Annotated in this window: 22 protein-coding genes and 1 tRNA gene; 11 read left to right on the top strand and 12 right to left on the bottom strand. The window is 69.8% G+C overall.

What is annotated here, in order from left to right; translation table 11 throughout:
- Positions 1-111: 111 nt before the first annotated feature.
- From ACLBX9_RS02295 to ACLBX9_RS02285, 3 genes are all read right to left on the bottom strand, one after another.
- Complete coding sequence (locus ACLBX9_RS02295) at positions 112-1476, bottom strand: septal ring lytic transglycosylase RlpA family protein (RefSeq protein WP_447717747.1); 1365 nt, start codon at positions 1474-1476, stop codon at positions 112-114.
- A gap of 345 nt (positions 1477-1821) precedes the next feature.
- Positions 1822-2160, bottom strand: coding sequence for a ribbon-helix-helix domain-containing protein (locus ACLBX9_RS02290; protein WP_010686459.1), 339 nt, complete (start codon positions 2158-2160; stop codon positions 1822-1824).
- Positions 2144-2791 carry a ParA family protein gene (locus ACLBX9_RS02285; protein WP_010686460.1) on the bottom strand — a complete coding sequence of 216 codons (648 nt, stop codon included), beginning with the start codon at positions 2789-2791 and terminating at the stop codon, positions 2144-2146. The genes ACLBX9_RS02290 and ACLBX9_RS02285 overlap by 17 nt, the downstream gene beginning before the upstream one ends.
- 375 nt (positions 2792-3166) lie before the next feature.
- Here ACLBX9_RS02285 and ACLBX9_RS02280 point away from each other — a divergent pair, with 375 nt between their 5' ends.
- Positions 3167-3727, top strand: a complete 561-nt coding sequence (locus tag ACLBX9_RS02280) for a PAS domain-containing protein (protein WP_039894448.1) — start codon at positions 3167-3169, stop codon at positions 3725-3727.
- A 111-nt stretch (positions 3728-3838) separates the two neighbouring features.
- Positions 3839-5476: an acyl-CoA synthetase gene (locus ACLBX9_RS02275; protein WP_447717746.1), complete on the top strand. Its 1638-nt coding sequence runs from the start codon at positions 3839-3841 to the stop codon at positions 5474-5476.
- 22 nt (positions 5477-5498) lie between these two features.
- Here the strand turns inward: ACLBX9_RS02275 and ACLBX9_RS02270 are convergent, their stop codons facing one another.
- Positions 5499-5672 carry a hypothetical protein gene (locus ACLBX9_RS02270; RefSeq protein ID WP_447717745.1) on the bottom strand — a complete coding sequence of 58 codons (174 nt, stop codon included), beginning with the start codon at positions 5670-5672 and terminating at the stop codon, positions 5499-5501.
- A 291-nt stretch (positions 5673-5963) separates the two neighbouring features.
- Here ACLBX9_RS02270 and ACLBX9_RS02265 point away from each other — a divergent pair, with 291 nt between their 5' ends.
- Together ACLBX9_RS02265 and ACLBX9_RS02260 are read left to right on the top strand one after the other, a co-directional pair.
- Positions 5964-7262, top strand: a complete 1299-nt coding sequence (locus ACLBX9_RS02265) for an alpha/beta hydrolase (protein ID WP_447717744.1) — start codon at positions 5964-5966, stop codon at positions 7260-7262.
- 290 nt (positions 7263-7552) lie between these two features.
- Positions 7553-9787, top strand: a complete 2235-nt coding sequence (locus tag ACLBX9_RS02260; RefSeq protein ID WP_010686464.1) for a TonB-dependent siderophore receptor — start codon at positions 7553-7555, stop codon at positions 9785-9787.
- A 471-nt stretch (positions 9788-10258) separates the two neighbouring features.
- Here the strand turns inward: ACLBX9_RS02260 and ACLBX9_RS02255 are convergent, their stop codons facing one another.
- The 6 genes from ACLBX9_RS02255 to ACLBX9_RS02230 form a co-directional block, all read right to left on the bottom strand.
- A complete protein-coding gene (locus ACLBX9_RS02255; RefSeq protein WP_010686465.1) occupies positions 10259-10483 on the bottom strand; it encodes a hypothetical protein in 225 nt (74 codons plus the stop codon).
- Between the two features lie 133 nt (positions 10484-10616).
- Positions 10617-11930: an adenylate/guanylate cyclase domain-containing protein gene (locus tag ACLBX9_RS02250; RefSeq protein WP_447717743.1), complete on the bottom strand. Its 1314-nt coding sequence runs from the start codon at positions 11928-11930 to the stop codon at positions 10617-10619.
- Complete coding sequence (gene hflX, locus ACLBX9_RS02245) at positions 11930-13342, bottom strand: GTPase HflX (RefSeq protein ID WP_447717742.1); 1413 nt, start codon at positions 13340-13342, stop codon at positions 11930-11932. The genes ACLBX9_RS02250 and hflX overlap by 1 nt, the downstream gene beginning before the upstream one ends.
- Positions 13343-13752: 410 nt before the next feature.
- Entirely contained in the window at positions 13753-14004 is a 252-nt protein-coding gene (gene hfq / locus ACLBX9_RS02240) for an RNA chaperone Hfq (protein ID WP_007563033.1), read from the bottom strand.
- Positions 14005-14201: 197 nt separating this feature from the next.
- Positions 14202-15566, bottom strand: a complete 1365-nt coding sequence (ntrX, locus tag ACLBX9_RS02235) for a nitrogen assimilation response regulator NtrX (RefSeq protein ID WP_010686468.1) — start codon at positions 15564-15566, stop codon at positions 14202-14204.
- Positions 15563-17941: an ATP-binding protein gene (locus tag ACLBX9_RS02230; protein WP_447717741.1), complete on the bottom strand. Its 2379-nt coding sequence runs from the start codon at positions 17939-17941 to the stop codon at positions 15563-15565. The genes ntrX and ACLBX9_RS02230 overlap by 4 nt, the downstream gene beginning before the upstream one ends.
- Before the next feature lie 445 nt (positions 17942-18386).
- On the opposite strand from ACLBX9_RS02230, the gene ACLBX9_RS02225 reads away from it, so the two are divergent.
- From ACLBX9_RS02225 to ACLBX9_RS02210, 4 genes are all read left to right on the top strand, one after another.
- Positions 18387-19439, top strand: coding sequence for an oxidoreductase (locus ACLBX9_RS02225; protein WP_447717740.1), 1053 nt, complete (start codon positions 18387-18389; stop codon positions 19437-19439).
- Positions 19440-19533: 94 nt separating this feature from the next.
- Positions 19534-19626: transfer RNA gene (locus tag ACLBX9_RS02220), tRNA-Sec, on the top strand.
- Positions 19627-20335: 709 nt separating this feature from the next.
- Positions 20336-20530: a hypothetical protein gene (locus tag ACLBX9_RS02215; protein WP_447717739.1), complete on the top strand. Its 195-nt coding sequence runs from the start codon at positions 20336-20338 to the stop codon at positions 20528-20530.
- A 319-nt stretch (positions 20531-20849) separates the two neighbouring features.
- Complete coding sequence (locus ACLBX9_RS02210) at positions 20850-21206, top strand: hypothetical protein (RefSeq protein ID WP_447717738.1); 357 nt, start codon at positions 20850-20852, stop codon at positions 21204-21206.
- Positions 21207-21247: 41 nt separating this feature from the next.
- Here the strand turns inward: ACLBX9_RS02210 and ACLBX9_RS02205 are convergent, their stop codons facing one another.
- Both ACLBX9_RS02205 and ACLBX9_RS02200 read right to left on the bottom strand, forming a co-directional pair.
- Positions 21248-21658 carry a hypothetical protein gene (locus ACLBX9_RS02205; RefSeq protein ID WP_447717737.1) on the bottom strand — a complete coding sequence of 137 codons (411 nt, stop codon included), beginning with the start codon at positions 21656-21658 and terminating at the stop codon, positions 21248-21250.
- 115 nt (positions 21659-21773) lie between these two features.
- The gene (locus tag ACLBX9_RS02200) at positions 21774-22535 is read right to left on the bottom strand and encodes a S1 family peptidase (RefSeq protein ID WP_447717763.1); all 762 of its coding nucleotides are present in this window, start codon (positions 22533-22535) and stop codon (positions 21774-21776) included.
- Positions 22536-22933: 398 nt separating this feature from the next.
- On the opposite strand from ACLBX9_RS02200, the gene ACLBX9_RS02195 reads away from it, so the two are divergent.
- The 3 genes from ACLBX9_RS02195 to moxG all read left to right on the top strand — a co-directional run bounded on the left by ACLBX9_RS02195 (position 22934) and on the right by moxG (position 26562).
- Positions 22934-24823, top strand: coding sequence for a methanol/ethanol family PQQ-dependent dehydrogenase (locus tag ACLBX9_RS02195; protein WP_447717762.1), 1890 nt, complete (start codon positions 22934-22936; stop codon positions 24821-24823).
- A gap of 185 nt (positions 24824-25008) precedes the next feature.
- Positions 25009-25911 (top strand): methanol oxidation system protein MoxJ, encoded by a 903-nt coding sequence (gene moxJ, locus ACLBX9_RS02190; protein ID WP_010686850.1) that lies wholly within the window; start codon positions 25009-25011, stop codon positions 25909-25911.
- A gap of 51 nt (positions 25912-25962) precedes the next feature.
- Positions 25963-26562, top strand: coding sequence for a cytochrome c(L), periplasmic (gene moxG, locus ACLBX9_RS02185; RefSeq protein ID WP_447717736.1), 600 nt, complete (start codon positions 25963-25965; stop codon positions 26560-26562).
- Positions 26563-26631 lie beyond the last annotated feature (69 nt).

Genomic DNA, 26631 nt, shown 5'->3' with positions numbered 1-26631 from the left:
CGCCCGCATCCGGATAACAAGCGTGACCATATTACGGTTTCGGCGCCGGATCGAATGCGAAATGCCGCATCGGCACCGGACGCCGTCCGCCCGGCCGGGCCGCGTCCGTCCTCAGTAGATCCCGGCCAGGCGGGCGTTCTTCGTCCCGGCGGGGCCCGCCGCGCGACCCGCCATCGCCGGCTTGGCGGCGCCGGCCTTGGGGGCCGCACCGGCCTTCCCGGGGGCGCCCGCCTGGGCGAGCGTGCCGGCCCTGGGCGGGGCTCCGCCGACGGGCGCGGCCGCCTTGGACGGGACCGCGGCGAGGCGCGCCAGGGCGAGCTTGGCGGAGGCGGGCATCGCCGCGGCGGGCGCCTTGGCGAGTTGCGTCGCGCCGGGCACGGGATGCCCGGTCCCGACCGCCTTCGGGGCGGTTCTGGCGGCCGCAGGCATGGCCTCATGCCCGGCCTCATGCCCGGCCCTATTCCCGGCCGCATGACCGGACGGCGGGGCGGCCTGGGCCAGAGCCGGGTTGAGACCCGCAACCTTCACACCCGCGGCCGGCACGCCCGCACCCCTGGAGCCCGCCTCCCGGGCCGCGGCGACCTGCACGGGCGCCGGGCGGAAGTCCCGCACCGGCGGGGCCGTGGGCTGCACCGCCGCCGGGACCGACACGGCGGCCGCGGCGAGCACGATCGGTGCGCGCACCGGCGCCCGCTCGGGCCGGGCGGCCGGAGTCGCGGCGGGCTCCTCACGCTCTTGGACACGCTCTTGAGCGGGCTTGAAGGCGAGGGGCTCGGGGGCCGAGCGCGCGTAGCGCTCGGGCTCCTCCGACGGGCCGAGATCGGCCACCATCACGGCGGAGCGCCCGGCCGGGCGCCCGTCGGTGCGCAGGCTGGCCAAGAGCTTGCGGTCGTCGCTGCCGGCGACCGAGGCCTTGCCGACATACTCGACCCGCACCCGCGCGGTGCCCTTGCGGTGGAAGCCCAGGGCATCGGCCGCCTCCTCCGAGACGTCCATGACCCGGCCCGCGTGGTAGGGGCCGCGGTCGTTGACGCGGACCACCATCGAGTAGCCGTTGTCGAGGTTGGTCACCCGGGCGTAGCTCGGCAGCGGCAGGGTCGGGTGGGCGGCCGCGATCGAGTGGCGGTCGAACACCTCGCCGTTGGCGGTCATGCGGCCGTGGAAGGCCGATCCGTACCAGGAGGCGAGGCCCTCGCGCACGTAGCCGTTCGGGTTCTCCTTCGGCACGTAGGTCTGGCCGGCCACCACGTAGGGTTTGCCGGTGTAGCGGCGTCCGCCGCCCTTCGGGATCACGTCGCCCTCGTTGTAGAGGCGCGGGCTCGCCTTGACGCCGTATTTCGGATCGACGCCGTTGCCGGCCGCCGCGAGCTTCTGCTGGGGAGAGGTGGCGCAGTTGGCGGTGGCCAGGGCCACGCCCGAGACGGCCATGAGCCGCAGGGCGAGGCGCGCCGGCCGGGGAAGCGTCGTGCGCACCATCGTGGGGGGTCACCAAACTCTACGCGTGGCCGGGGCCCGAACCGGACCGGAGGCGGCCGCGCCAAGGGGCCGCAACCGGGTCCACCCAGAATTGTAGCGGTCGCGTAAAGGAAGCCTGAACAAAGCCGGCCATCGGGGTTCAGAAACCCGGCCACGGCGGTGCCGGCAGCGCGTGTCCTGCAGGAGAGCACGGACACAGTCGGTGAGATGAACCAGAAGTTCGAAATCGCGGGGGCGTGCGGGTTCCCGCGCCGCGCCGGCGACGCCGCTCACGCAACGGCCCGGCACACCGGCCCTGGCGAAGCGCGGCGCCCCCTCGTCCAGGAGGAGAGGAGGACGCGCGCGTCAGCGGCCTTGCGCGTCGGTCAGCTGGGCGATGGACCGGGCGCCCCGCTGCTTGAACAGCAGGTCGAGGCCCTCCAGCATCAGGGCGTGCATCTTGGTCCGCTCGGCGTAGGCGAGGTCGCGGAGCTGGTCGTAGACCGGCGGCTCCAGGTAGACCGACATCTGGCGGGCGCGCTGCTTGAGCGTGGCGGCGGGCTTCGGCGCCGGGGGGGCGAGGGCCAGCGACACGATCTCGGCGCCCTGCGGCCGGGCCGCGGCCCCCTTCGCGGACAGAGCCTTGGCGGGCGGGTTCGCCGAGGCCACGATCGCCGCGAGGCTGAGCTTAGGCGGCTTGGACATGCTGGCCCGTCCTCAGGGACTGCGTGCGGCGCTCGATCCACGACCACAGGCGGCGGACCTCCCCGGCAGCCTGGCCCTTGGGGTTGAACTCGGTGACGCCCTGTCCCAGGCCGATCGCGTCTTGATGGTCGGTGCGCGACACGATGTTCACGTCCGGCAGGATTCCGAGCACCGCCAGGCCGTCCGCGGCGTCGCGGACGCGGTAGGAGCGCGGCGGGGTCTGGTTCAGCACGAAGGCGAACTTCTTCTCCAGCCGGTAGACCGCCGCCAGCGTCGGCTTGAAGGCCCGCAGGTCCGCGGGTGTCGGCCGGCACGGGATGATGCACAGGTCCGCCGCGCGGATCGCCGACAGCGTGCCGGTGGAATCGACACCCGGCGTGTCGATGAAGACGAAGTCGTAGGCGGAGTCGCGCAGGCGCTCCATCACGGCGTCGATCTGGGTGGCGTCGATCTGAGCCACCTCCGGACCGTCGGCGGTGCGGTGGTCGAGCCAGTCGGAGATGGTGGCCTGGCGGTCCATCTCCAGGATGCAGACCGTGTGGCCCGCCTCCCGGGCGGCCACCGCCAGGGAGATGCACAGCGTGCTCTTGCCGCTGCCGCCCTTCTGCGTGACGAAGGTGATCGCTTTCATCCTGGGCGTCCTCCAGAAGGCCCCGCGCGTCCCGTACCAGGCGCCAGCCGGCTCCGGCCGGCGCGCCGAGCGGGTCAACCTCAGGTGTCGAGATTCGCGGCCTGCCGCGATCCTGTGACCCAAGGATGCCCCGACGCACGGTGGGGCCATCATGGTTAACGACCCGTTAAGATCGCCACTCGCGCCGGCGACACGGATTCGGGTGGAAAGCTGGGCAGGTATCTAAACTTCAGGTTAAGATTTTCGGCACAGAATGGGTTAACAGCCTTTCCAGCGCCGTTCGAATACCGTAGCGTAGACAGGGCTGGCCTGAGGAGCGTGTCGGAGGTGAATACCTCAAGTTTAGAGACAATGGATGTCCCGGCGAGGAATGGCATGGCCGAAGCCCCGATCCCGCAATCCGTCCTGGACGCCTCCGGCGTGGTCGGAACGTGGGTCCACGATATCTGGGCCGGACAGCTGGCGCTCTCGGCCTCCCTGGCGGGTCTGCTCGGCCTCGACCCGGAGAAGGCCGCGGCCGGCGTGCCTCTCGAAGCCTTCCTCGACCGCACCCATCCCGAGGATCGCATCCGCATCGAGAGCTACCTGCACGCGGTGGCCGAGACCGGCGGCCCCATGGAGGCGGAATTCCGGACCCGCGACACCCGGACTGGCATCCGCACCCTGCTGCTGCGCGGCCGGATCGAGCGCGACCCCGCCGGCGGGGCGACCCGGGGCCGGGGCATCGCCATCGACCGGACGGAGGAGCAGGCGGCCAACCTCGTGCAGAGCGAGCGCGTCGTGAACCGGATGGCGGAGCACATCATCGCCCTGCGCGACCTCGCCCGCGCCCTCAACCGGCCGGCGCTCACGGACCGGATCGAGCACCTGATGATCGAGATCGGCTTCGAACTCGCCCGCTTCCTGCCCGAGCCCGAGGACGAGCCGCGCCACTGAGCCCCCGGACGCGCCCCTGACGGCGCCGCGCGCCCTCGATTGATCGCGCCCGGCCCGGCAAGCTACTGTCCCGGCAAAGACTTGCGGAAAGACTTTGCCGGGAGGACGGGAATGGCCCGCGACACGATCTACGACCGCGACCTCGACCGCGTGCCGGCCAACCACCAGCCGCTGACGCCCCTGCTCTACCTCGACCGGGCGGCGCGGGTCTTTCCCGACCACGTGGCGGTGATCCACGGCGCCCTGCGGCGGCCCTACCGGGACCTCTACGCCCGGGCCCGCCGCCTCGCCTCGGCGCTGGTCGGACGCGGGATCGGCCGCGGCGACACCGTGGCGGCCCTGCTCGCCAACACGCCCGAGATGATCGAGTGCCACTACGGCGTGCCGATGACCGGCGCGGTGCTCAACACCCTCAACACCCGCCTCGACGCCGAGGCGATCCGCTTCTGCCTGGAGCACGGCGAGGCCAAGGTGCTGATCACCGACCGGGAATTCGCCCGGACGGCCGCCGCGGCCCTCGAGGGCCTCGCGGCGAAACCCCTCGTGATCGACGTCGACGATCCGGAATACGACGGCCCCGGCGCCCGCCTGGGCGAGACCGACTACGAGGCCTTCCTGGCCGGCGGCGACCCGGAGCACGACTGGCAGCTGCCCGGCGACGAGTGGGACGCGATCACGCTGAACTACACGTCCGGCACCACGGGCGACCCGAAGGGCGTGGTCTACCACCACCGCGGCGCGGCGCTGCTCGCGCTCGGAAACGTCATCACGGGCGGGCTCGGCCAGCACCCGGTCTATCTCTGGACCCTGCCGATGTTCCACTGCAACGGCTGGTGCTTCCCCTGGACCCTGTCGGTCGTGGCCGGGACCCATGTCTGCCTGCGGCAGGTGCGGGCCGAGGCGATGTACCGGCTGATGGCCGAGCACGGGGTCACGCATCTCTGCGGGGCGCCGATCGTCATGCAGATGCTGATCAACGCTTCCGACGCCGAGCGCCGGGACCTGCGGACGCGCGTCGCCTTCTTCACCGCCGCGGCCCCGCCCCCCGAGGCGGTGCTCGCCGGCATGTCGGAGGCCGGATTCGACGTCACCCACCTGTACGGTCTGACCGAGAGCTACGGCCCGGCGGTGGTCAACGCCTGGCACGCCGACTGGGACGCGCTCGCGGCGGACCAGCGGGCGGCCAGGAAGGCGCGCCAGGGCGTGCGCTACCCGGTGCTGGAGGCCCTCGACGTGCGCGACCCGGAGACGCTGGAGCCGGTGCCCGCCGACGGGAGCACGATCGGCGAGGTGATGATGCGCGGCAACGTGGTGATGCGCGGCTACCTCAAGAACCCGGCGGCCACGGAGGCGGCCTTCAAGGGCGGCTGGTTCCGCACCGGCGACCTCGGGGTGAAGCACCCGGACGGCTACGTCCAGCTCAAGGACCGCTCGAAGGACATCATCATCTCGGGGGGCGAGAACATCTCGTCGATCGAGGTCGAGGATGCCCTGTTCAAGCACCCGGCGGTGGCCGCCGCCGCGGTGGTGGCCAAGCCGGACCCGAAATGGGGCGAGACGCCCTGCGCCTTCGTGGAGCTGAAGCCCGGCACCTCGCCCAGCGCCGACGAGCTGATCCAGTGGTGCCGGGGGCGGCTCGCCTCCTACAAGCTTCCCCGCCACGTGGTCTTCGGCGAATTGCCGAAGACCTCGACCGGCAAGGTGCAGAAATTCCTCCTGCGCGAGCGCGCCCGGCAGGATGAGGCCTGAGGACGAGGCGTGAGGCCTGCGGTCAGGCCTGCGGGGGATCCCGGCGGTCGGCCCGGACCGGGATCCGCACGGCCCGGGCGGCGCGCAGGTCGGCCGCGATCTGGGCGAAGAACGCCTGGATCGACACCAGGCTGAACAGGGCGATGGAGGCGACCAGGGCGGCGGAGACCAGGGTCTTGGCGGTTGCGGGATCCACGGCTTGGAGTCCTTGGTTCGGTCCCGCCCGGGCTGTCCGGGCGGGGGCGCCGCATCGGGCGTCCGATCTGCAAGGTGGGTGCTCCGCCGCGCCGACGCCAGCGTCGCCGTGGTCGCGCCAGGCATGCGCCTGGGTTCGGGCTCGGCCGGGATCGCGGTTGCCGGATGCGCGAAGGCCGGGCGCGATATTCGGACCTGACGTGCGGGGCGGTGCAGCTTTCCCGGTTGGCCGAGCGTTGCGTTTCCCGCAATAAGCGCCCGCGCGGAGCAGGGCGCATCCGGGAGGGACGGCATGGCCGGCAACGGCATCGCGAACGGCGCCCGGGTGGCGTTGCTCGCCGCTCAAGGGGTGATCCTGGGAATCACCTTGGCGGCAGGGGCGGCGCTGGCCCAGGGGACGGTCCCGGCCCAGATACCGGCCCAGATACCGGCCCAGGCGACCTCGCAGGCCCGGCCCGCCGCCCAGGGGGGACCTCAGGGCCCGTCGCAGGCGACGGTGCAGGCCACGGCGCAGGAGCCGGGCGAGCCGGTGACCCGGGCGGGCTACTTCTACATCGGCGGCCGCTACGAGAAGCTCGGCGACAAGACCGTGATGGTCGGCCAGATGTTCGTGCAGTCCCGCACCCCGGCCCGGATCACGCAAGCCTACCCGGTGGTGATGGTCCACGGCCTCGCCCAGACCGGCGTGAACTTCCTCGCCACCGCGGACGGCCGCCCGGGCTGGGTGCAGCGCTTCGTCGAGAGAGGCTACCAGGTCTACGTGGTCGATCAGGTGGGACGCGGGCGCTCGGGCACCAACCCGGAGGTCTACGGACCCTACGACCGGCTGGGCACCCGCAGCCTGGAGCGGACCCACACGGCGCCCGAGGTCTACGACCTCTACCCGCAGGCCAAGCTCCACAATCGCTGGCCGGGCGGGGCCGGCGTGCAGGGCAATGCCGGGTTCGACCAGTTCTTCGCCAGCCAGGTCCCGTTCCTGGCCAACAGCCAGCAGACCGAGGAGCTGGTCGACCCCGCCCTGGTGGCGCTCCTCGAGAAGGTCGGGCCGGCGATCCTGCTCACCCACGGCCAGGCGGCCCTGTTCGGCTGGGCGGCCTCGGACGCCCGGCCCGACCTCGTGAAGGCGCATGTGGCGGTCGAGCCGAGCGGGCCGCCCTTCTTCGACGTGCAGTTCCGCGGCGGCAAGGACTTCTGGGAGAAGGCCGGGGACGGGCGCGCCCGCGCCTATGGGCTGACCCGCATGCCCCTGACCTTCGATCCGCCCGTCAAGGCGCCCGAGGACCTGATCGTGGCGCAGCAGGCCAAGGCGACGGCCGACGGGGCCGTGCGCTGCTGGCTGCAGGGCGAGCCGGCCCGGACCCTGCCGAACCTCGCCAAGGTGCCGACCGTGGTGGTGACCGCGGAGGCCTCGTTCCACGCCACCTACGATGCCTGCACGGTCGCCTTCCTGGCCCAGGCCGGCGCCAAGCCCGACGTGATCCGGCTGGCCGACCGGGGCCTGAACGGCAACGGCCACATGATGATGCTGGAGACCAACAGCGATGCCGTGGCGGATCTGCTGGCCGGCTGGATCGCGGGCCGGGCGCGGTAGGCCGGGCCGGTAGGCCGATCGCGCGCCGGTTCCGGACCGTCGCGTCCCCTGACACGTGCCTGACCTTTCGGGCTGCCGGCCTTCGCTACCGAGGCGTGTCGCCACGGCAACAGCCGTCGCCTGAAGCGCGAGGGCCGCTTGCGATGAAGCGTGGCTGCGCGTACTCCGGGTTGAAGAAAAATCAATCCCCCCAGCAGTTTAGCACAATTCTAAACAGCGCGGCAGCGACGTCGGGACCGGTTCCGGCGCGTGCGGCCGGCTGCCCGCTTCGTCGCACACGGCCAGGTCCCATGAGAGTCGCTCACCCCCGTTCCGGCGCCCTGCGTGCCCTCCTTGCCGGCGCCTCGCTCGCCGTCCTGGTCCAGGCTGCGCCGAGCTTCGCCCAGGACGCGACGCCGCCGCGCCCCCGGGCGAACAACCCGGCCAACCAGACCGCGCAGGGAAGCGTGCAGCTCGAGGAGCTGAGCGTCACCGGCCAGGGCGGGCCGGTCGTCGCCGGACCGGTGCGGGAGGATCCGCGCGGGCCGATCACCGGCTTCGTCGCCAAGCGCTCGCTCACCGCCACCAAGACCGACACGCCGCTGATCGAGACGCCGCAATCGATCACCGTGATCGGGCGCCAGCAACTCGACGCCCAGAAGCCCCAGTCGGTCTCGGAGGCGATCCAGTACGCGCCGGGCGTGTTCGGCAGCCCCTTCGGCCCGGATACCCGCCAGGACTTCTTCCTGATCCGCGGCTTCACCACCAACGACACCGGACTCTACAAGGACGGGCTGCAACTCCTGAACTTCGGCTTCGGCGGCTTCCAGCTGGAGACGTTCGGCCTGGAGCGCATCGAGGTGCTGCGCGGACCCGCCGCCGTGCTGTTCGGCGCCGGCAATCCGGGCGGCGTCGTCAACCTCGTGTCCAAGCGCCCGCCCCTCGACCCGCTGCGCTACATCGAGGCCGGAGGCGGCTCCTTCGGGCAGAAGTACCTCGCCTTCGACCTCGGCGGCCCGGCCGACGCGGAGGGGCACTGGTTCTACCGCCTGACCGCCATCGGGCGGAACGGCGGCACCCAGGTCGACGGCGTCGAGGACAACCGCGGCTACATCGCGCCGTCCTTCACCTACAAGCCCGACGGGGCCACGACCTTCACGATCCTGTCGAGCTTCCAGCACGACGAGACCGGCCGCATCAACGCGTTCCTGCCCTATTACGGCACCGTGCGCCCGCAGGCCGAGGGCCTGCGCATCCCGCGCTCGTACAACACCCAGGACAACATCCAGAACCGGTACCGGCGCACCCAGGCCTTCATCGGCTACGAGTTCGAGCACGTCTTCAACGACGTCTGGACGGTGCGCCAGAACGCCCGCTACGCGATCTCGCAATCCTACGACAACTCCCTCAGCGGCGGCATCGGATACGTCGACCCGGTCACGCAGACCCAGCTCAGCCGCTACCGTTTCCAGGCGGCCTCGACGGCACGCCAGTTCAACGTCGACACCCAGGCGATCGCGCGGTTCGACGACGGCCTGTTCGCCCACACCTTCCTGATGGGCGTCGACTACAAGTATTTCAGCCTGAACGACAATCAGGGCACGTTCTTCGGCGTCGACCCGTTCAACCTCGCGGCGCCGAACTTCGTCAGCCCCGCCGGGCCGGTCTCACCCTACCTCATCAACTTCGACCAGTTCCAGCAGACCGGCCTCTACGTGCAGGATCAGATCAAGCTCACGCCGCAGCTGACCCTGATCGCCTCCGGCCGCGGCGACTTCACCACCAACGAGGTCAACAACAAGCTCGCCAGCCCGATCTCCCGCACGACCCAGAACGCCAACGCGGCCACCGAGCGCTTCGCGCTGATCTACAACTTCGACTTCGGCCTCGCGCCGTACGTCTCCTACGCGACCTCGTTCAACCCGCAGGTGGGCACGAACGCGTTCAGCCAGCCGTTCAAGCCGACCACGGGCGAGCAGTACGAGGCCGGCGTGAAGTACGAGCCGCCGGGGACGAACCTGTTCGTCACGGCCGCGTTCTTCGACCTCGCCCTCAACAACTCGCTCACCACCGACCCGAACAACGTCTTCAACTCGCTCCAGCTCGGGCTGACGCGCTCGCGGGGCTTCGAGGGCTCGCTCACGGCGAGCCTCACGCCGGAGCTCAACGTGGTCGCCTCGGTGACGACCTACGACCTGAAGATCGAGCGGGGCGACAATGTCGGCCGGACGCCCGCGGGCGTGCCGCAGACCTTCGCGTCGGTGTTCGGCGACTACACGATCCCCACGGGCGAATTCGCGGGCTTCGGCTTCGGCGGCGGCGTGCGCTACGTCGGGTCCTCCTTCGCCAACACCGACAACACGCTGAAGGTGCCGGAGCGCGTCCTGTTCGACACGCTGGTCCACTACACCAGCGGCAACTGGCGCTTCGCCATCAACGCCGCGAACATCTTCGACAAGCGCTTCGTCTCGTCCTGCACGTCGATCAACGCCTGCTTCTACGGCGAGGCGCGGCGGGTCACGGCGAGCCTGAGCTACAAGTGGTGAGGCGGGGGGCTTGGCGCGCTCTCCGCCGAAGTGGAGACCGGTTCGGCGAGAGCGCGCCACGACAAAGGCTTAGAGCCGCGCCTGATTGCGACGCGCATGGTACACGACAATGCGCTGTACCAAGTCGATCCACTCAAACCCCCTCATCCTGAGGTGACCGCGTCAGCGGGCCTCGAAGGAGGGCTCCAGGGATCGCGCAGGCTTCTGGAGGGCTCCTTCGATGCCTCCGCTCCGCTCCGGCACCTCAGGATGAGGTGGTGGGTGGGATGACCGGTCCGAGAGCTTCCCGGTCTTGTGTCGTGTCTCGATTGTAACGCGATCGGTCTCGGCTCTAGCGGCGCGCCCCGATCGACCGGCCGCAGCTTCCGCGCCGGTGGCCCGCGGCGGGCGTAGCGGATGCCGCTTCGCCCGCCGCCGTCAACGATGACGACGTCCCCGAAAGCCCGCGGAGCCGGAACCGGTCCGGACCCGTCAGCGGTGATGGCGGTGGTAACGGTGATGCCGGTGCATCCGGTGGGCGCGGTGCCGCATCATCCGCGATTCCATCCGGGCGTTGCGGTGCATGCCGCCGAAGCGGCCGTTGCCCTGCGCGGCGGCGTTCCGGTCGAGGCCGTCGCCCGGCGAGGCGAGGCTCGGGCTCGCGGCGCCGAGGACGAGGCCGAGCGCGAGCGTCGCGCCGAGGATGATCTTGTTCATGGGACGAATGTCTCTCCGCGACCCAGCGCCGCGCGGACCGAACGGATTAAAATCGGCCCGGTTCCGGCGCGGCCGGGGATCGTGCCGCGGCATCCTGCGGCAGGGAACGTCGGCGCTGTCCGATCGGGCCCGCTCACTCCGCGATGGCGAACAGGGTCAGCGGTCCGGGCAGCACCGCCTGCGGCACCGGGACGGCCCGGATCCCCACCGGCAGCGTTCCCTCGAGCAGATCCATGAAATCCCCTGAGGCGGCGAGCGCGATCTCGGCCGCCTTGGCCTGCGTCTCGATCCGCGCCAGGGCGTTCATCGCCGGACCCAGCACCGTGTACTCGGCCCGCACCCCGTCGTCGAAGACGCCGACCAGGAGGTCGCCCGCGTGCAGGGCGACCACGACCCGCACGGTGAACAGCCCCTCCCGCGCCCGCTCGGCGTTGAGGGCGGCGATCCGATCCCGGATCGACAGGGCGCAGGCCAGAGCCGCGCGCGCCTGGGCGTCGGGCCGGTCGAGCACGAACTGCACCAGCACGGCGTCGCCGATATACTTGTCGACCAGGCCGCCCTGCTCCGCCACCGCCGCCTGCGCGGCCGCCCGGACCGCCAGCAGGGCCTTCACCATGGCCTCGGGCGGGTGCTCGCGGGAGAGCCGGGAGAAGCCGCGGATGTCGAGGATCATCAAGCAGGCGTGGCGCCGGTGGATCCCGAGGCCGGAATCGCCGTCCTCGGCGGCGAGGTCGAGGGCGACCGTGTCGGGGACGAACCGGGCGAGCTGGGTCCGCTCGTGCTCCATGCGCAGAGCCCGGGCCACCGCGGCGCGGAGGCGGATCATGCCGTCGATCACCAGGAGGCCCGCCGCCATGAAGGTGGCGAGCCCGGTGATCTGCGCGGTCGGGAAGGTGTCGGCGTTGGGGAACAGGTCCGGATGCACCAGCCCGACCAGGAAGGCCGCGCTCCAGCAGACCGTGACCAGCCCGCAGAACACCAAGGTCTGGGCCACCCGCATGCTCAGGCCGGTCTGGAGCAGGAGCAGGAAGGCGGGCAGGCGGCTCACCGCGTCGGCGCCGAGGCCCGCCCCGCCCCCGGCCATCATGTGCTCGATGATCACGTAGACGGCGAGCCCGGCGTTGAGCCCGGTGCCGGCCCAGCTGTAGGCGTTGGCCGCGGGGCCGCCGCCCCGCTCCCGGAGCCCGAACCAGACCGTGCCGAGGCCGTAGAGGCCGAGGATGAACCAGTGGCTCAGGGCGTGGAGCGAGCCGTCATAGGCCTGCGCCGCCATCAGCAGCACCAGCACGATCACCACCCGGAGGCCGAGCAGGCGCAGGCCGCCGCCGGCCTGCATCGCCCGCAGCACCGCCGCGTCGTCGGATCCCGGTTCCGCGCGGCCCTCGGCCGGAGACCGCGCGGGCTGCAGCGCGGCGAGCGTCGGGTTGCCGGCGCTGCCCGAGGCCATCAACCGCCCCGGCCGAGGCGCCGGGCCGCCGCGAAGCGGTTGAGGAAGCGCGGCTCCTTCTCGGGGGCGATCCGGACCGCGAGGTGCAGGGTGCCGTCGGCCTCCGACCGGCGGTCGAGGATCTCGGCGTTCTCGTAGAGCCAGTTCAGCGCGGCCCCGTCCTCCGGGGGCAGCGACACTGCGAAGCTCGCGCGGTTGCGCCCGATCCGCGCCTCGATCCGGCTGGCGAGGGCGGCGAGCCCCTCCCCGGTCAGGGCCGAGACCAGGACCGGCGCGGCGCTGTCGCGGTCGTTGCGGGCCTTGGCCTGGCCGCTGAGGTTCAGGAGCCGGGTGCGCTCGCCGTCGTCGAGGAGGTCGGCCTTGTTCCAGACCTCGATGATCCGGTCCGCCGTGGTCTCGATGCCGAGCTCCCGCAGGACCTCGCCGACATCCTCGGCCTGCGCCTCGGAATCGACGTGGGCGACGTCGCGCACGTGGAGCAGCACGTCGGCCTCGATGGCATCCTCCAGCGTCGCCCGGAAGGCCGCGATCAGCGGCGTCGGCAGGTCGGAGATGAAGCCCACCGTGTCGGACAGGATCACGGTCTCGCCGTGGGGCAGCTTGGTCGCCCGGGCGGTGGGGTCGAGGGTGGCGAACAGCATGTCCTTGGCGGTGACCTCGGCGCGGGTCAGGGCGTTGAACAGGCTCGACTTGCCGGCGTTCGTGTAGCCCACCAGCGCGACGATCGGGTACGGCACCCGTGCGCGGCTCTGCCGGTGCAGGCCGCGGGTGCGCACCACCGCGTCGAGATCGCGCTCGATCCGGGTCATGCGCTCCTGGATCATGCGCCGGTCGGCCTCGATCTGGGTCTCGCCGGGGCCGCCCAGGAAGCCGAAGCCGCCGCGCTGACGCTCCAGATGGGTCCAGGATCGGACGAGCCGGGACTTCTGGTAGGCGAGGTGCGCGTGCTCCACCTGGAGCGTGCCCTCGCGCGTGGAGGCGCGCCGGCCGAAGATCTCCAGGATCAGGCCGGTGCGGTCGATGACCTTGGCGCCCCAGGCCTTCTCGAGGTTGCGCTGCTGCACGGGCGAGAGGGCGCAGTCCATCACGACGAGGCCGATCTCGCGGGCGCGGATCAGGCCGGCGATCTCCTCGACCCGGCCCTTGCCGAGATAGGTGGAGGGGCGGATCCGCGGCAGGCTGACGGCGAGGCTCTCGACCACGTCGAGCTCGATCGCGGCGGCGAGCCCGGTCGCCTCGTCGAGGCGGGCCTCCACGGAGCGCGTGGGCGTCACCGGTCCGTGCCCGGCTCCCGCGGCGCCCCGCGCGAGGTAGGGGCCGATCACCAGGGTGTGGGTCGCCGCGGCGATCTCGCCCTCGGGGGCGGCCTGCGCCTGGAGGCGGGCTTCGCCGGACGTCAGCGTTTCGGTCATACGGCCTTTGGCACCGCCGGTCGGCTGGCGGCTTCGTTCGAGAGGTCGGATCCGTCAGAATGGGGATGCGGGCGGGCCGGGCCAAGGCTTGGGGCCGGAAACGCAGCGGATATCCGCGAGGGCGCGGATTGCGCACGTCCTTCCTCCCCCTCGCCGGGCTCGCAGATTCGCATCCTTGACCGACGCGCGCTCTCCTCCCCCTTGTGGGGAGGAGTTGGAGGTGGGGGTGGTGCAGGATCGAGCGGTGCGGTGCCTTCTGCACCACCCCCACCCCTGGCCCCTCCCCACAAGGGGGAGGGAAAAGCGCCCATTTTTCAGAGCGTTGGTCTCAGACCCAGACGTGTGAATATCGTAACCTTTGCAAGGGGAGGAGACGCGCGGATCTACCTCGCCCCAACCCCACCGAAAACTCACGCCTTCTCGGCGGTCTCGTCCGGCTCGAACAGCTGCACCGGGTGGCCCGGCATGATCGTGGAGATCGCGTGCTTGTAGACCAGCTGCGAGTGCCCGTCCCGGCGCAGCAGCACGCAGAAATTGTCGAACCACGTCACCACGCCCTGGAGCTTGACGCCGTTGACGAGGAAGATGGTCAGCGGGATCTTGTTCTTGCGGACATGATTGAGAAAGGTGTCCTGAAGGTTCTGTGCGCGTTCGCCCGCCATCTTCTTGGCCTTCTTGTTGTCCCGGCTCGCTCCGTCCGGGATGGGTCTGCCGCGCGCCGGATCGTCCGACCTTCCCGACCGCGGCTGTGTATACAAGCACCATGATCTGGTGAAAGCGTGGGCGCAAGCAACCCCCGCGCCGGCCTCATCCGTGACGGATCGGCACCGCTCTCACCGCATCCCCCCGGCCGCCCGTCTCACGGACCGATGCCGAGGGATTTCAACTTACGGTGCAGGGCCGAGCGCTCCATGCCGATGAACTCGGCGGTGCGCGAGATGTTGCCGGAGAACCGCGCGATCTGCGCCACGAGGTACTCCCGCTCGAAGATCTCGCGGGCCTCCCGGAGCGCGAGGCTCATCAGCTTCTCGCCGCCCGCGCCGCCCGGCGTCGTCGGCACCAGGGCGCCGATCTCGGAGGGCAGCATCTCCGAGGTGACCTCCTGCTCCGGGTCGGCCTGGGTCAGGATCATCAGCCGCTCGACGTTGTTCTTGAGCTGGCGGACGTTGCCGGGCCAGTTGTGCGACTGCAGCACCGCCATCGCGTCCTCGGCGATCCGGCGCTTGGGCAGGCCGGTCTGGGACGAGATGTTGTCCATGAAGAACTGGATCAGCTCGGGCACGTCCTCCCGGCGCTCCGACAGGGCCGGCACCCGGATCGGCACCACCGACAGGCGGTGGAACAGGTCCTCCCGGAACCGGCCCGCGGCGATCTCCTCCTGAAGATCCCGGGATGAGGACGAGATGATGCGCACGTCGACATGCACCCGGGTGGTGCCGCCGACCCGCTGGAAGTTCTGGTCGACGAGGACGCGCAGGATCCGGTTCTGGGTCTCCCGCGGCATGTCGGCGACCTCGTCGAGGTAGAGGGTGCCGCCATGGGCTTCCTCCAGGGCGCCGACCCGCCGGCCGCTCTCGCCCTCGACCCCGAACAGCTCCGCCTCCATGGTCTCGGGCAGGATCGCGGCGGCGTTCAACAGCACGAACGGGCCGTTCGAGCGGGCCGAGGCCTTGTGCAGGCTGCGCGCCGCGAGCTCCTTGCCGGAGCCCAGCGCCCCGGTGATCATCACCCGGGCGTTGGTCGGCGCCACCCGGTCGAGGGTCTGGCGCAGCTGGTTGATGGCGAGCGACGCGCCGACGATCCGGTTGGTGGCGCCGGAGCGCGCCGTCAGGTCGCGGACCTCCCGCCGGAGCCGCGAGGCCTCCAGCGCCCGCTCGGCCACCAGGATCAGCCGGTCCGCCTTGAACGGCTTCTCGATGAAGTCGTAGGCGCCCGCCTTGATGGCCGAGACCGCGGTCTCGATGTTGCCGTGGCCCGAGATCATCACCACCGGCAGGTCGGGGTTCGCCGCCTTGATCAGGTCGAGCACCTGCAGGCCGTCGAGCCGGGAGCCCTGCAGCCAGATGTCGAGGAAGACGAGGTGCGGCCGGCGCGCCTCGATGGCGGCGAGCGCCTCGTCCGAGCCGCCGGCCGTGCGGCAGCGGTGGCCCTCGTCGTCCAGGATCCCGGCGACGAGGTCGCGGATGTCGGCCTCGTCGTCGACGATCAGGATATCGGCGCTCATGCGTGCATCTCCGCGATCCGGGGGGCCGTCGACGCGGCGCCCTTCTCCTCTGTCGTGACGGGTAGGGTTTCAGACGGCGCCGCCGCCGGCTCGGGCCCGTGCTCGCGCGGGACCCGCATCCGCACCTGGCCGCCGCGGCCGGCGGGATTGTCGTTCAGCTCGATCCCGCCGCCGTGCTCCTCAAGCACCTTGCTCACGATGGCAAGCCCCAGCCCCGTCCCACCCTCGCGGGTGGTCATGTAGGGCTCGAGCAGCCGCTGGCGGCCCTCGGCGGGGAAACCCTTGCCGTTGTCGGTGACGGCGATCACCGCGAACCCGTCCTCGACGGCGAGGCTGAGCGAGATCTTGCCCTTGCCGAGCTCGGCCTCCGGTACCTCGGCCACCGCCTCGACGGCGTTCTTGAGGATGTTGGTGATCACCTGGCTGAGCAGCCGGATGTCGAAGGCCGCCACGATCTTCTCCGAGTTCGCCGCCCCGCCCTCCGCCGCACCCGTCTGGGCCGAGAACGCGAAGTCGATGTCCGGGTGCGCGACCCGCATCATGAACAGGTTCTGCTTGGCGATCTCGGTGAGGTCGTTCGGCGCGATGGCGGGCTTGGGCATCCGCGCGAAGGCCGAGAACTCGTCGACCATGCGCTTGATCTCGTCCACCTGCCGGACGATCGTGGCGGTGCATTGGTCGAACACCTCCTTGTCGGCGGTGATGACCTTCCCGTACTTGCGCCGGATCCGCTCGGCGGAGAGCTGGATCGGGGTCAGCGGGTTCTTGATCTCGTGGGCGATGCGGCGCGCCACGTCGCCCCAGGCGGAGCTGCGCTGCGCCTGGACGAGGTCGGTGATGTCGTCGAGCGTCACCACCGAGCCGCGCGAGGCCCCCTGCGCCTGCTCGCTCGTGACCCGCACCGTGATGGTGCGCTCCCCCCGCGAGCGGGTGAGCTGGACCTGCTGCTGCTGCAGGCTGCGCGGGCGCGCCTCGCTCTCGGCGAGCACGGGGGCGAGCTCCGGCACCGCGCGGGCCAGCGGCTGGCCGACCAGGGCGTCGCTGGCGAGGTCGAGCATCCGCTCTGCGGCCGGGTTGGCGATGGTGACGAAGCCCGCTGCGTCGAGGCCGATCACCCCCGGCGAAACGCCCGACAGCACGGCCTCGGTGAAGCGGCGGCGGGTGTCGATCAGGTCGCTCGCGGCGATCAGGCCGGCGTGCTGGCGGCGCAGCTCCTGGGTCATCTTGTTGAAACTCTCGCCGAGATGGGCGAGGTCGCCGCTGGTCTTCTTGGTCGGCACCTGGGCGTAGAAATTGCCCGACGCCACCTGATCGGCGGCGTTGATCAGCCGGCGGATCGGCGCCACGAACCGGTTGGCGAAGTTCATGCCGAACCACACCGCCGAGAGCAGCGCGATCAGCGCGATCAGCAGGAACACCGACGCGAAGGTGATCTGGATCGAGCGGCGCAGCGAGTCGTAGGTGAGGTACTCGGCCGCCGCCGCCCGGGAGACGCCGGGGAAGTCGATGGCGAGCTGGCTCACCTCCCGCTGCACCATCAGCACGGCGTCGTCGTAGGCCGGCATGCGCAGCAGCGCGGCGAAGACCCGGCCCTCCGTGGGGAGCAGGCAGATCGGGTCGGCGGAGTTCGCCGCGTCCTCGAAGGCCGCCGCCGAGGGCAGGCGGTTCGTCTTCAGGACGTCGATCTTGGCCCGGGCCACCACCTCGGTGGGCCCGCGCATGATCTGCGCCACCGGCAGGCCGAGATTGGTCGCCCGGGTGGTCAGGAAGGTCTGGAACCAGTCCCGGTTGACGTCGAAGTTCGGCCGCGCGCGGGTGAGGTCGTCGGCGAGGATGCGGATCTCGCGGGCGAGGCTCTGGCACTGGTTCTCCTGGTAGGCGTCGGCCACCTCCACGGATTTCAGCACCACGTCGCGGACCCGGTCGGTGAAGCCGAGCGACAGGCCCCGGTCGATCGTCACGGACGCCACCACGGCGAGCAGGATCGTCGGCAGGATCGCGATCAGCGAGAACAGGCCGACGATGCGGGTGTGCAGCCGCGCCACCGCGGCGTTGGCCTTGCGGGCGTGCAGGAAGACCCGCGCCTCCCAGGCGATGATGACGGCGAGGCCGAGCACCAGGACGGCGTTGATGGCGAGCAGCGTCACACCGTAGGCGGGCGTCGGCGTCACCCGGATCACGCCGGCCAGGATCAGGAAGGTTGCCAGCGCCGAGACCAGGGCGATGATCACCATGGCGGCGCCGATCCAGCCCGGACCGCGCGGTCCGGGACGCAGGGACTCCGCCAGTGACGCGTCGGGGCCCACCCCCTCGCCGATCCCCTCGGGGTCGGTCGACGGGCCTTCCTCTGTCCGTGAGCGTCTCAGGAACGGCATGACTGGTGCAGGGCCACAACAGTGTGGCGGAATTAATACGAATTCGGACCGGGCGGCCACGGCCGGCTCGGCAATCCGTCGCAGCGTGCGGCAGCGGACGGAGCACATCCGTATGGCGGAGGACCTCTTGGGGCTACCCTCCGGCCGAAAGGGGGGCGTGTTGACATGCCCGGTCTCGGCCCGATCGTTCAGGGCAATCCGAAGTGTCTGCGTCTCGGGAGATTGAATACGCGGTCCGGCTGCGAGAAGATCCTGAACGAGCGTTGGCCTAGCAGCGGATGATATCGCGCGCCGGTCGTAAAATCTGTCGTGCGACAACTGGGGCCAAGCTAGATGGCGTCTCGCATATACTCTCGATCGACCGGAGGGGGCGTCGCATGGGCGACCGCGTGGCAATCGTGCCGGTGATGGCGCTGCCCCGGGGCCGCGCCTGCGGGGCGGGGCGGTGAGCGCCGCGATCCGCGTCGGCCTCATCGGCTACGGATATTCCGGCCGGACCTTCCACGCGCCGCTGATCCGGTCCGTCGCGGGCCTCGAACTCCGCATGATCGGCTCGCGCGATCCCGCCAAGGTCGAGGCCGACCTTCCCGGCGTGACGGTGGTCCCCGACCCGAACGCCGTCGCCGGGTCGGAAGCCGTCGATCTCGTGGTGATCGCCGCACCCAACCACAGTCATGCCCCCCTGGCGCGGGCTGCCCTGGCGGCGGGCAAGCACGTCGTCGTCGACAAGCCCTTCACCCTCGATCTGGCCGAGGCCCGCGCCCTGCGCGCGGCGGCGCGGAGCCGGGACCGGCTGCTCGCGGTCTTCCACAACCGCCGTTGGGACAGCGACTTCCTGACCGTCCGCAGGGCCATCGACGCGGGCGTGATCGGCCCGGTGCGGCACCTCGAATCCCATCTCGACCGGTTCCGACCCCGCGTGCGCGACCGGTGGCGGGAGAATGCCGGGCCCGGCAGCGGGATCTGGTACGATCTCGGCCCGCACCTCGTGGATCAGGCGCTCCAGCTCTTCGGCCTGCCCGATCGGGTGACCGCGAACCTCGCACAGCTCCGGAACGGCGCGCGGTCCGACGATTGGGCCCACGCGGTGCTGGACTATCCGGGCCTGCGGGTGGTGCTGCACGCGAGCATGCTGGTCGCCGGCGGATCGCCCCGCTTCGTGGTCCACGGCGAGGGCGGCAGCCTGATCAAGCACCGTGCCGATCCGCAGGAGGGGCAGTTGCTGGCCGGACTGGCCCCGGGCGCGCCGGGATGGGGCGCAGATCCGGACGAGCTGGAGATGCACGACGGTTCGGGTGCGGTGACGCGCATGCCCGCCGTGGCCGGGGATCAGCGGCTGTTCTACCGGAGGGTGGCGGAGACGCTGCTGCGCGGCCCGGTCGACGATGCGGCGCTGGAGGCGGTGCGGGTGATGGCATGCCTGGAGGCGGCCCATATCTCGGCCCGCACCGGGAGGTCGGTCGCCCCCGCGGTTGCGCTGGACGAGCGCGGACCCTGAGGGGCGCGACCTTTGCGCGCTCCTCCACTCTGGGCGGCGGCCCGCGGCCGGCCGGATCTTGACCCTGCCCGCGGTGGGCCATAACCCCGGAACCGGAGGCGAACGGGGTCTGGTGGCCCTCCTGGTCTTCAAAACCAGTGGTACGCCAACAGCGTACGGTGGGTTCGATTCCCATCCGCTTCCGCCAGAAACCGGTCCACCGGCACCCGCGATCGTCCAGACACCGTTGCTCCGGAAGCAGCCGCTCGGATCAACCGCCCGAGAGCGTCCGCCGGTGTTCGGCCAGATCCACGCTCAAGGTGCGGAGGCGGATGCTGTGCCGGATAAGCGCAAACCTCGTTGACGAGAACCTGCAGGTCCCGGTGCGCCCTCCGAAGGACCTGATGCCCCAGGGTCGGATGATGAGGGCGTTCCGGGCATCGCAGCAGGGATCGCGGATGTCGGCGCACGATTCGGAGGCGCGGTTGCCGAGCCGGTCGCCGCGCATGAACCGTCACAGGTCCTCATCCCGAGCCTGTCGAGGGACATCGGCAAACCAGGTCTCCATCGGCTTGCCGCCAACGGTCTGCGTGATCGCCTCCGGACGTGCAGGGGGGCTCTCTAAAGACCGGGTTGGCCTCCGGATGCCGGGCGCGGTGGCGCAGGTGGACGAAGCATTTGCGTCCCGCCCATCGGTGCGACGACAGCATGCGTTCACGCTCAGCTCCACTTTGTCGCGGCGTCCTCCAGTCACTCTCGACACGTATCAAGCATCCTATTAACGGTACGGCGTCGAATGGGGTGAGTCGATGATAAGATTTATAATGATATTATTATCTTCATCGACTTTCCTGTCCGGGCCGGCTTTGGCGCGTCTCAAAATAGACGATTTGGCGTCCTCATGGCCGCGTGCGTCGATGTCCGACAAGATCGATTTCACCAACCGCATGGGAAAGGCGATGAGCGCTCTCTCGCCCGATCTGACACACGAATACTTCATGCGTTGCCTGGAAGAGACTGCCAATGTCGGCGATACGAAGCAGCTGACGCTGAGCGACATGGTCCGCACATGCGTGTCGCTCCAGGGCGCTCCCCCCTCCGATGATCCCTGATCCGTCCGGTGTTCGCCGCACCCGTCAGAGCTTGGCGGGAATGGCCATGTCGGCCATTGGCGGCGCTCTTCCGTGTGGCGCCTTCTGTTCACGTCGATCGTCTCGGCCGCGGTCCTTGTGGCGCTGACGGTCGCCTTCATCGTCCGATCGAGCCCATCCGAGACGGGTTCGGGCCCGGTTCCGGTCGGGGCTGGACACATGGTTGCCACGCCCCGGACGGCGACCGCGGCCCTGTTCTGCGCGTTCAACACCGTCTCCCGCCAGACGCCCCCGACCGGCTTCTCTTCCCGCGCCGCGGTCCAACCGGAGGAAACCCGCCATGCAACGTCACGCGATCCTGGGGGCGGCCGCCGTCCTGATCCTGAGCGCAGCCACCGCCCGCGCCGAGGCGCCGCCGGATCTCCCGGCTCCCAAGCGAAACGCCGCCAAGATCGCCGGTCTCGTCGGCTTCGTGAATGTTCATTGCGGGCAGCTTCGGACCGACAGTGACAGGTTCAAGCGCGCCGTTCAGGCGCTGGGCGTCGATCCGGCCGAGCTCGACCGGGATGCTCTGCTACTGGAGGCGCGGTCCTATCTCGCCGCGTACGAGAAGGACGTCCCGAGCAGCTGCCAGCGGGCGGACGATCTGTTCGGCCCGGGCGGCAAGGTCATTCCCGGCCTGTTCCTCCCGCGGTAGGGGCGCATCCCGGAGCGTTGCCGGCCAACGCCGCGAGCCCGTCAGTCGTTCAGGCAGAGCCGGAAATACGATGCCCGGATCGCCTCCTTCTCGCGAAACCCCTCGGCGCGGGGGTTGAGCAGTTCCGGGCCGTCGGGGACCCGGCCGAATTCCCGCGTCCTCAGATCAACCAGAAATCCGCGCTCGCCCGTGTACAAGCCGTCGCGATTTTTGACGTTGACCGACCCGCAGACATACAGGCCGTCTCGCCGCCGCAGCACGGAGACCTTGGCGTCTGGACTGTTCAGGTTGCGGCCGATCAGCGTCAGGACGGTTCCGGTGTCGGCCGGGCCGAGGGCGGCGTCGGAGCCGTCCTCGACTGTTTGACCGAGGACGGGTCCCTGCATCGCCGACAGGACGGCCAGCACCGCCGCGACGACAGGGCGTTTGCTGCGCCAACCGTGCGGACCCATCCCGTTCCCCTCCCGAAGATTGACAAATCAAGGCCGCGCATCCCGTCACCCGGACGGGTCGCGCATCGCCGCGGTCGGTGCAGCGGCGCGCGCTGTACGACCGCGTTCCCGCAGATCAGCGCGGGCGGGTGCGGCCGGCTTCCTTGCGGAGCGCCGTGAGGAGTTCGCCCTCGAAGATCAGGGCGGATCCGTAGTGGAATTCCGGATCGAACGCATGCTTGGCGTTCATGACCGAGGACGCGCTCTGCATGGCGATGAGGCGGCCCGCCTCATCGAACAGGCCCGAGCCCGAGCCGCCGTAGCCGTCGTTGCAATCGTGCCGCACGCGGCGGATCGCGTCCTCGCTCGGCGGATCGATCCGGTGGATCGTGCAGTGCTCCAAGCTGCTGGACCCGCGATAATTCTCGTGGCCCGCAGGCGACACCAGGGTCACGGGCAGCGCGACTTCGCCGGACGGCAGGTCGGGAAGCTCGGGCAGCGGCTGGGGCATGGCGTCGGCCGGCTGCGCAAGCCGCAGGATCGCCCAATCGTCGGTGATGTGCAGGCTGCGCGCCTCTGCCCCCGTCCCGAGGTGCAGGCTGTCGGCCAGAAAATCATAGTTACGTCCCGCGATCTGGAAGTAGCAGTCCGACACCGAGCGGGTCACCTCGAGTTTTCGCGTGCGGAAATTGTGGGCGTTGAGCACGACGATCGACGGATCGGCGATGAGCCAGGCCGCCGCCGCCTTCTGGGGGACGCCGTCGGGGCGCTGGCACCAGAGAACGCCCGCCCCCTTGTAGAGCGCGAAGTCGGCACTCTGCAGGTCGCGCCGGCCGTCGCGCGGGTAGAGGGCCGCGACCCGAAGCGGCTCCGCCGCGGAGGGGCCAAGGATCAGCATCGTCGTCATCGCGGCCGCGGCCCGGAGCCGGAAGCGCCAAGTCCAACTCGACCTCATCAAGACCTCCGGGACACCGCGTGATTTCAGGCGCTCAGCACCGCGTATTCGTGACGGTGTTTGAAGGCCGGTCAAGCCGCTCGGCTGCGCCTCATTGTTCCTGACCGAATTGCCGAATGTTCCCGGAGTAAAAATTGGAAATTCCTAGAGACAGTCCCCAGTTGAACTTGCTAGAGATCAAATGCGTAAACGTCTGTAATAAGTCTCTCATAAGAGAATAACTTCTGAAGTTCGCAAGAGAGGCGTGCAGGCGGCAGGATAGATCTCAAGATATCCCGCACCGCAATAATTATTATAGCCGCGGTGCCGTGAGGCGAGGCGGCTTGGTGAGGAGATGCATGATGAGGACGAGAAGGCTCGCGCGTTCAGTCTCGACCCTGGCGATCCTGGCCATGGCGCCGGTCGCCATGGCCGGCATGGCGGCCGCCAACGACAAGCTCGAGCAGCTGTCGAAGAGCGACGACAACTGGGTGATGCCCGGGAAGAACTACGACTCGAACAATTACAGCGATCTGACGCAGATCAACAAGGACAACGTCAAGCAGCTCAAGCCGGCCTGGACCTTCTCCACCGGCCTGCTCAACGGCCACGAGGGCGCGCCGCTCGTCGTCGACGGCAAGATGTACATCCACACATCGTTTCCGAACAACACCTTCGCCATCGGCCTCGACGATCCGGGCCATATCCTGTGGCAGGACAAGCCGAAGCAGAACCCGGCCGCCCGCTCGGTCGCCTGCTGCGACCTGGTGAATCGCGGGCTCGCCTACTGGCCGGGCGACGGCAAGACCCCGCCGCTGATCCTCAAGACCCAGCTCGACGGCAACGTCGTCGCCCTGAACGCCCAGTCCGGCGAGACGGTCTGGAAGGTCGAGAATTCCGACATCAAGGTCGGCTCGACGCTGACCATCGCCCCCTACGTGGTGAAGGACAAGGTGATCATCGGCTCCTCGGGCGCCGAGCTCGGCGTGCGCGGCTATCTCACGGCCTACGACGTGAAGACCGGCGCCCAGGTCTGGCGGGCCTACGCCACCGGTCCGGATCAGGATCTGCTGCTCGCCGACGACTTCAACGTCAAGAACGCCCATTACGGCCAGAAGGGCCTCGGCACGGCCACCTGGGAGGGCGATGCCTGGAAGATCGGCGGCGGCACCAACTGGGGCTGGTACGCCTACGACCCGGGCACGAACATGATCTACTTCGGCACCGGCAACCCGGCACCGTGGAACGAGACCATGCGGCCGGGCGACAACAAGTGGACCATGACCATCTTCGGCCGCGACGCCGATACCGGCAAGGCCCATTTCGGCTACCAGAAGACGCCGCACGACGAGTGGGACTATGCCGGCGTCAACGTGATGATGCTGTCCGAGCAGAAGGACAAGGACGGGAAGATGAGGAAGCTCCTCACCCATCCGGACCGCAACGGCATCGTCTACACCCTCGACCGGACCGACGGCTCGCTGGTCTCGGCCAACAAGATCGACGACACCGTCAACGTGTTCAAGTCGGTCGATCTGAAGTCCGGCACCCCGGTCCGCGATCCGGAATACGGCACGCGGATGGACCACCTCGCCAAGGACATCTGTCCCTCGGCGATGGGCTACCACAACCAGGGCCACGATTCGTACGATCCGAAGCGTCAGGCCTTCTTCATGGGCATCAACCACATCTGCATGGATTGGGAGCCCTTCATGCTGCCCTACCGGGCGGGCCAGTTCTTCGTCGGCGCGACGCTGAACATGTATCCGGGCCCGAAGGGTGACCGCCAGAACTACGAGGGGCTCGGCCAGATCAAGAGCTACAACGCCATCACTGGCAAGTTCAACTGGGAGAAGATGGAGCGCTTCGCGGTTTGGGGCGGCACCACCGCCACCGCCGGGAATATCGTGCTCTACGGGACGCTGGACGGCTTCATCAAGGCGCGGGACTCCGACAACGGCGACCTGCTCTGGAAGTTCAAGCTGCCCTCCGGGGCGATCGGCTACCCGATCACCTACAGCCACAAGGGCACGCAGTACGTCGCCATCTACTACGGCGTCGGCGGCTGGCCGGGCGTGGGCCTCGTCTTCGACCTGCAGGACCCGACCGCCGGCCTCGGCGCGGTGGGCGCCTTCAAGAAGCTCGCCAACTACACCCAGATGGGCGGCGGCGTGGTCGTCTTCTCGCTCGACGGCAAGGGCCCCTACGACGACCCGAGCGTCGGCGAGTACCAGCAGGCGGCCGCCAAGTAACGCGCATCGGCACCGCCGGCCCCCGGCCGGCGGTGCCCTCGACCGAGCGGCACGCGCGCCGGACCGGTCTGGGTCCCGGAGCGCGCTCCGCCGAAATGAACACCGGTTCGGCCCCAGCGAGCGCGCCGAAGCGGATCGGGACCTGCGTCCGCAGAAGAACAAGATCAGATGAGGGAATAGAACCCATGCCGCTGTCCAGCAGATCGATGCTGCGCGCGGGACTCTGCGCCACACTCCTCGCCCTCGCGACGGCACCGGCCGCCGCGCAGGAATCGGAGGCGCAGGCGGACCGTCGGCCCACGCCCGCCGCACCGGTGACGCCGCCGGCGGATCCGTCCACCCTTCGCATCTGCGCCTCCGCCAAGCAGCCGCCGCTCTCGATGCGGGACGGCTCGGGACTGGAGAACCGGATCGCCGTCGCCGTCGCCGAGGCGATGGGCCGGAAGCCGGCCTTCGCCTGGATCGACAAGCCGGCGATCTACCTCGTGCGCGACGGCCTGGAGAAGAAGATCTGCGACGTGGTGGTCGGCCTCGACAGCGACGACCCGCGGGTGCTGACCACGAAGCCCTATTACCGCAGCGGCTACGTCTTCATCACGCGCGCCGACAAGGATCTCGACGTGAAGTCCTGGTCCGATCCGCGGCTCAAGAGCGTCGATCACATGGTGGTGCCGTTCGGCTCCCCCGGCGAGGCGATGCTCAAGGATATCGGCCGCTACGAGGAGGACATGGCCTACCTCTACTCGCTCGTGAACTTCCGCTCGCCGCGCAACCAGTACACCCAGATCGACCCGGCCCGGATCGTCAGCGAGGTCGCCAACGACAAGGCCGATGTCGGCGTGGCCTTCGCCCCGGACGTGGCGCGCTACGTCAAGGCCTCGACCGTGCCCCTGCGCATCACGCTGGTGCCGAACGACACGGTGAGCAGCGACGGCCGTCCCATGCCGCAGATGTTCGATCAGGCGATGGGCGTGCGCAAGGACGACCCGGCCCTGAAGGACGCCCTCGACGCCGCCGTCGCGAAGGCCGGGCCGCAGATCGACGCGATCCTGAAGCAGGACGGCGTGCCCGTCGCGGCGACGAACTAGCGTCGCGTCGCACCGCTCACATCACGATTTCCCAGAGTTCGCAGACCGCGCATGTCTCATCGCATTCCTCATCTCGCGCTGATCGCCAGTCTCGGCATCGCGGCCCTCGCCTATGGCGGGGCCGTGCTTGCCCAGCCGCAGGCGGGGCCACAGACCGGCATCCAATTCCACAACACCATCACCGGCGAGGTGATGGACACCAGCGAGGGCAAGCCCGGCGGCCGGGATACCAAGGCCGTTCAGACCTTCTTCCAGACCGGCAAGAACGTCTACATCGACGACAAGTCCTGCCTGCGCAACGGCGAGAGCCTGTTCCTCACCTCGTGCTCGGGCTGCCACGGGCACCTCGCCGAGGGCAAGGTCGGGCCAGGCCTGAACGACAATTACTGGACCTACCCGGCCAACACCGAAGATGTCGGCCTGTTCTCGACACTCTGGGGCGGCGCCAACGGCATGATGGGCCCGCACAACGAGGACCTCAATCCCGATGAGATGCTGCAGGTCATCGCGTGGATCCGGCATCTCTACACGGGCCCCGTGAAGGATGCGGCCTGGCTCAGCGACGACCAGAAGAAGAACTACAAGCCCTTCAAGGAGGGCGAGACCTTCGCCAAGGACGCCCCCGGACAGTGCAAGCCGCTGCCGGAGTGAGCGTTCGCGCGATGCTGCGCCCACCCGGGACGCGGTCGAACGGCCTGACCGGCCATCCAGGGAGAGAAG

This window comes from Methylobacterium sp. A49B (assembly GCF_053346215.1).
Note: the sequence above shows the minus strand (reverse complement) of the source record. Positions and strands in the feature narration are given on the sequence as shown.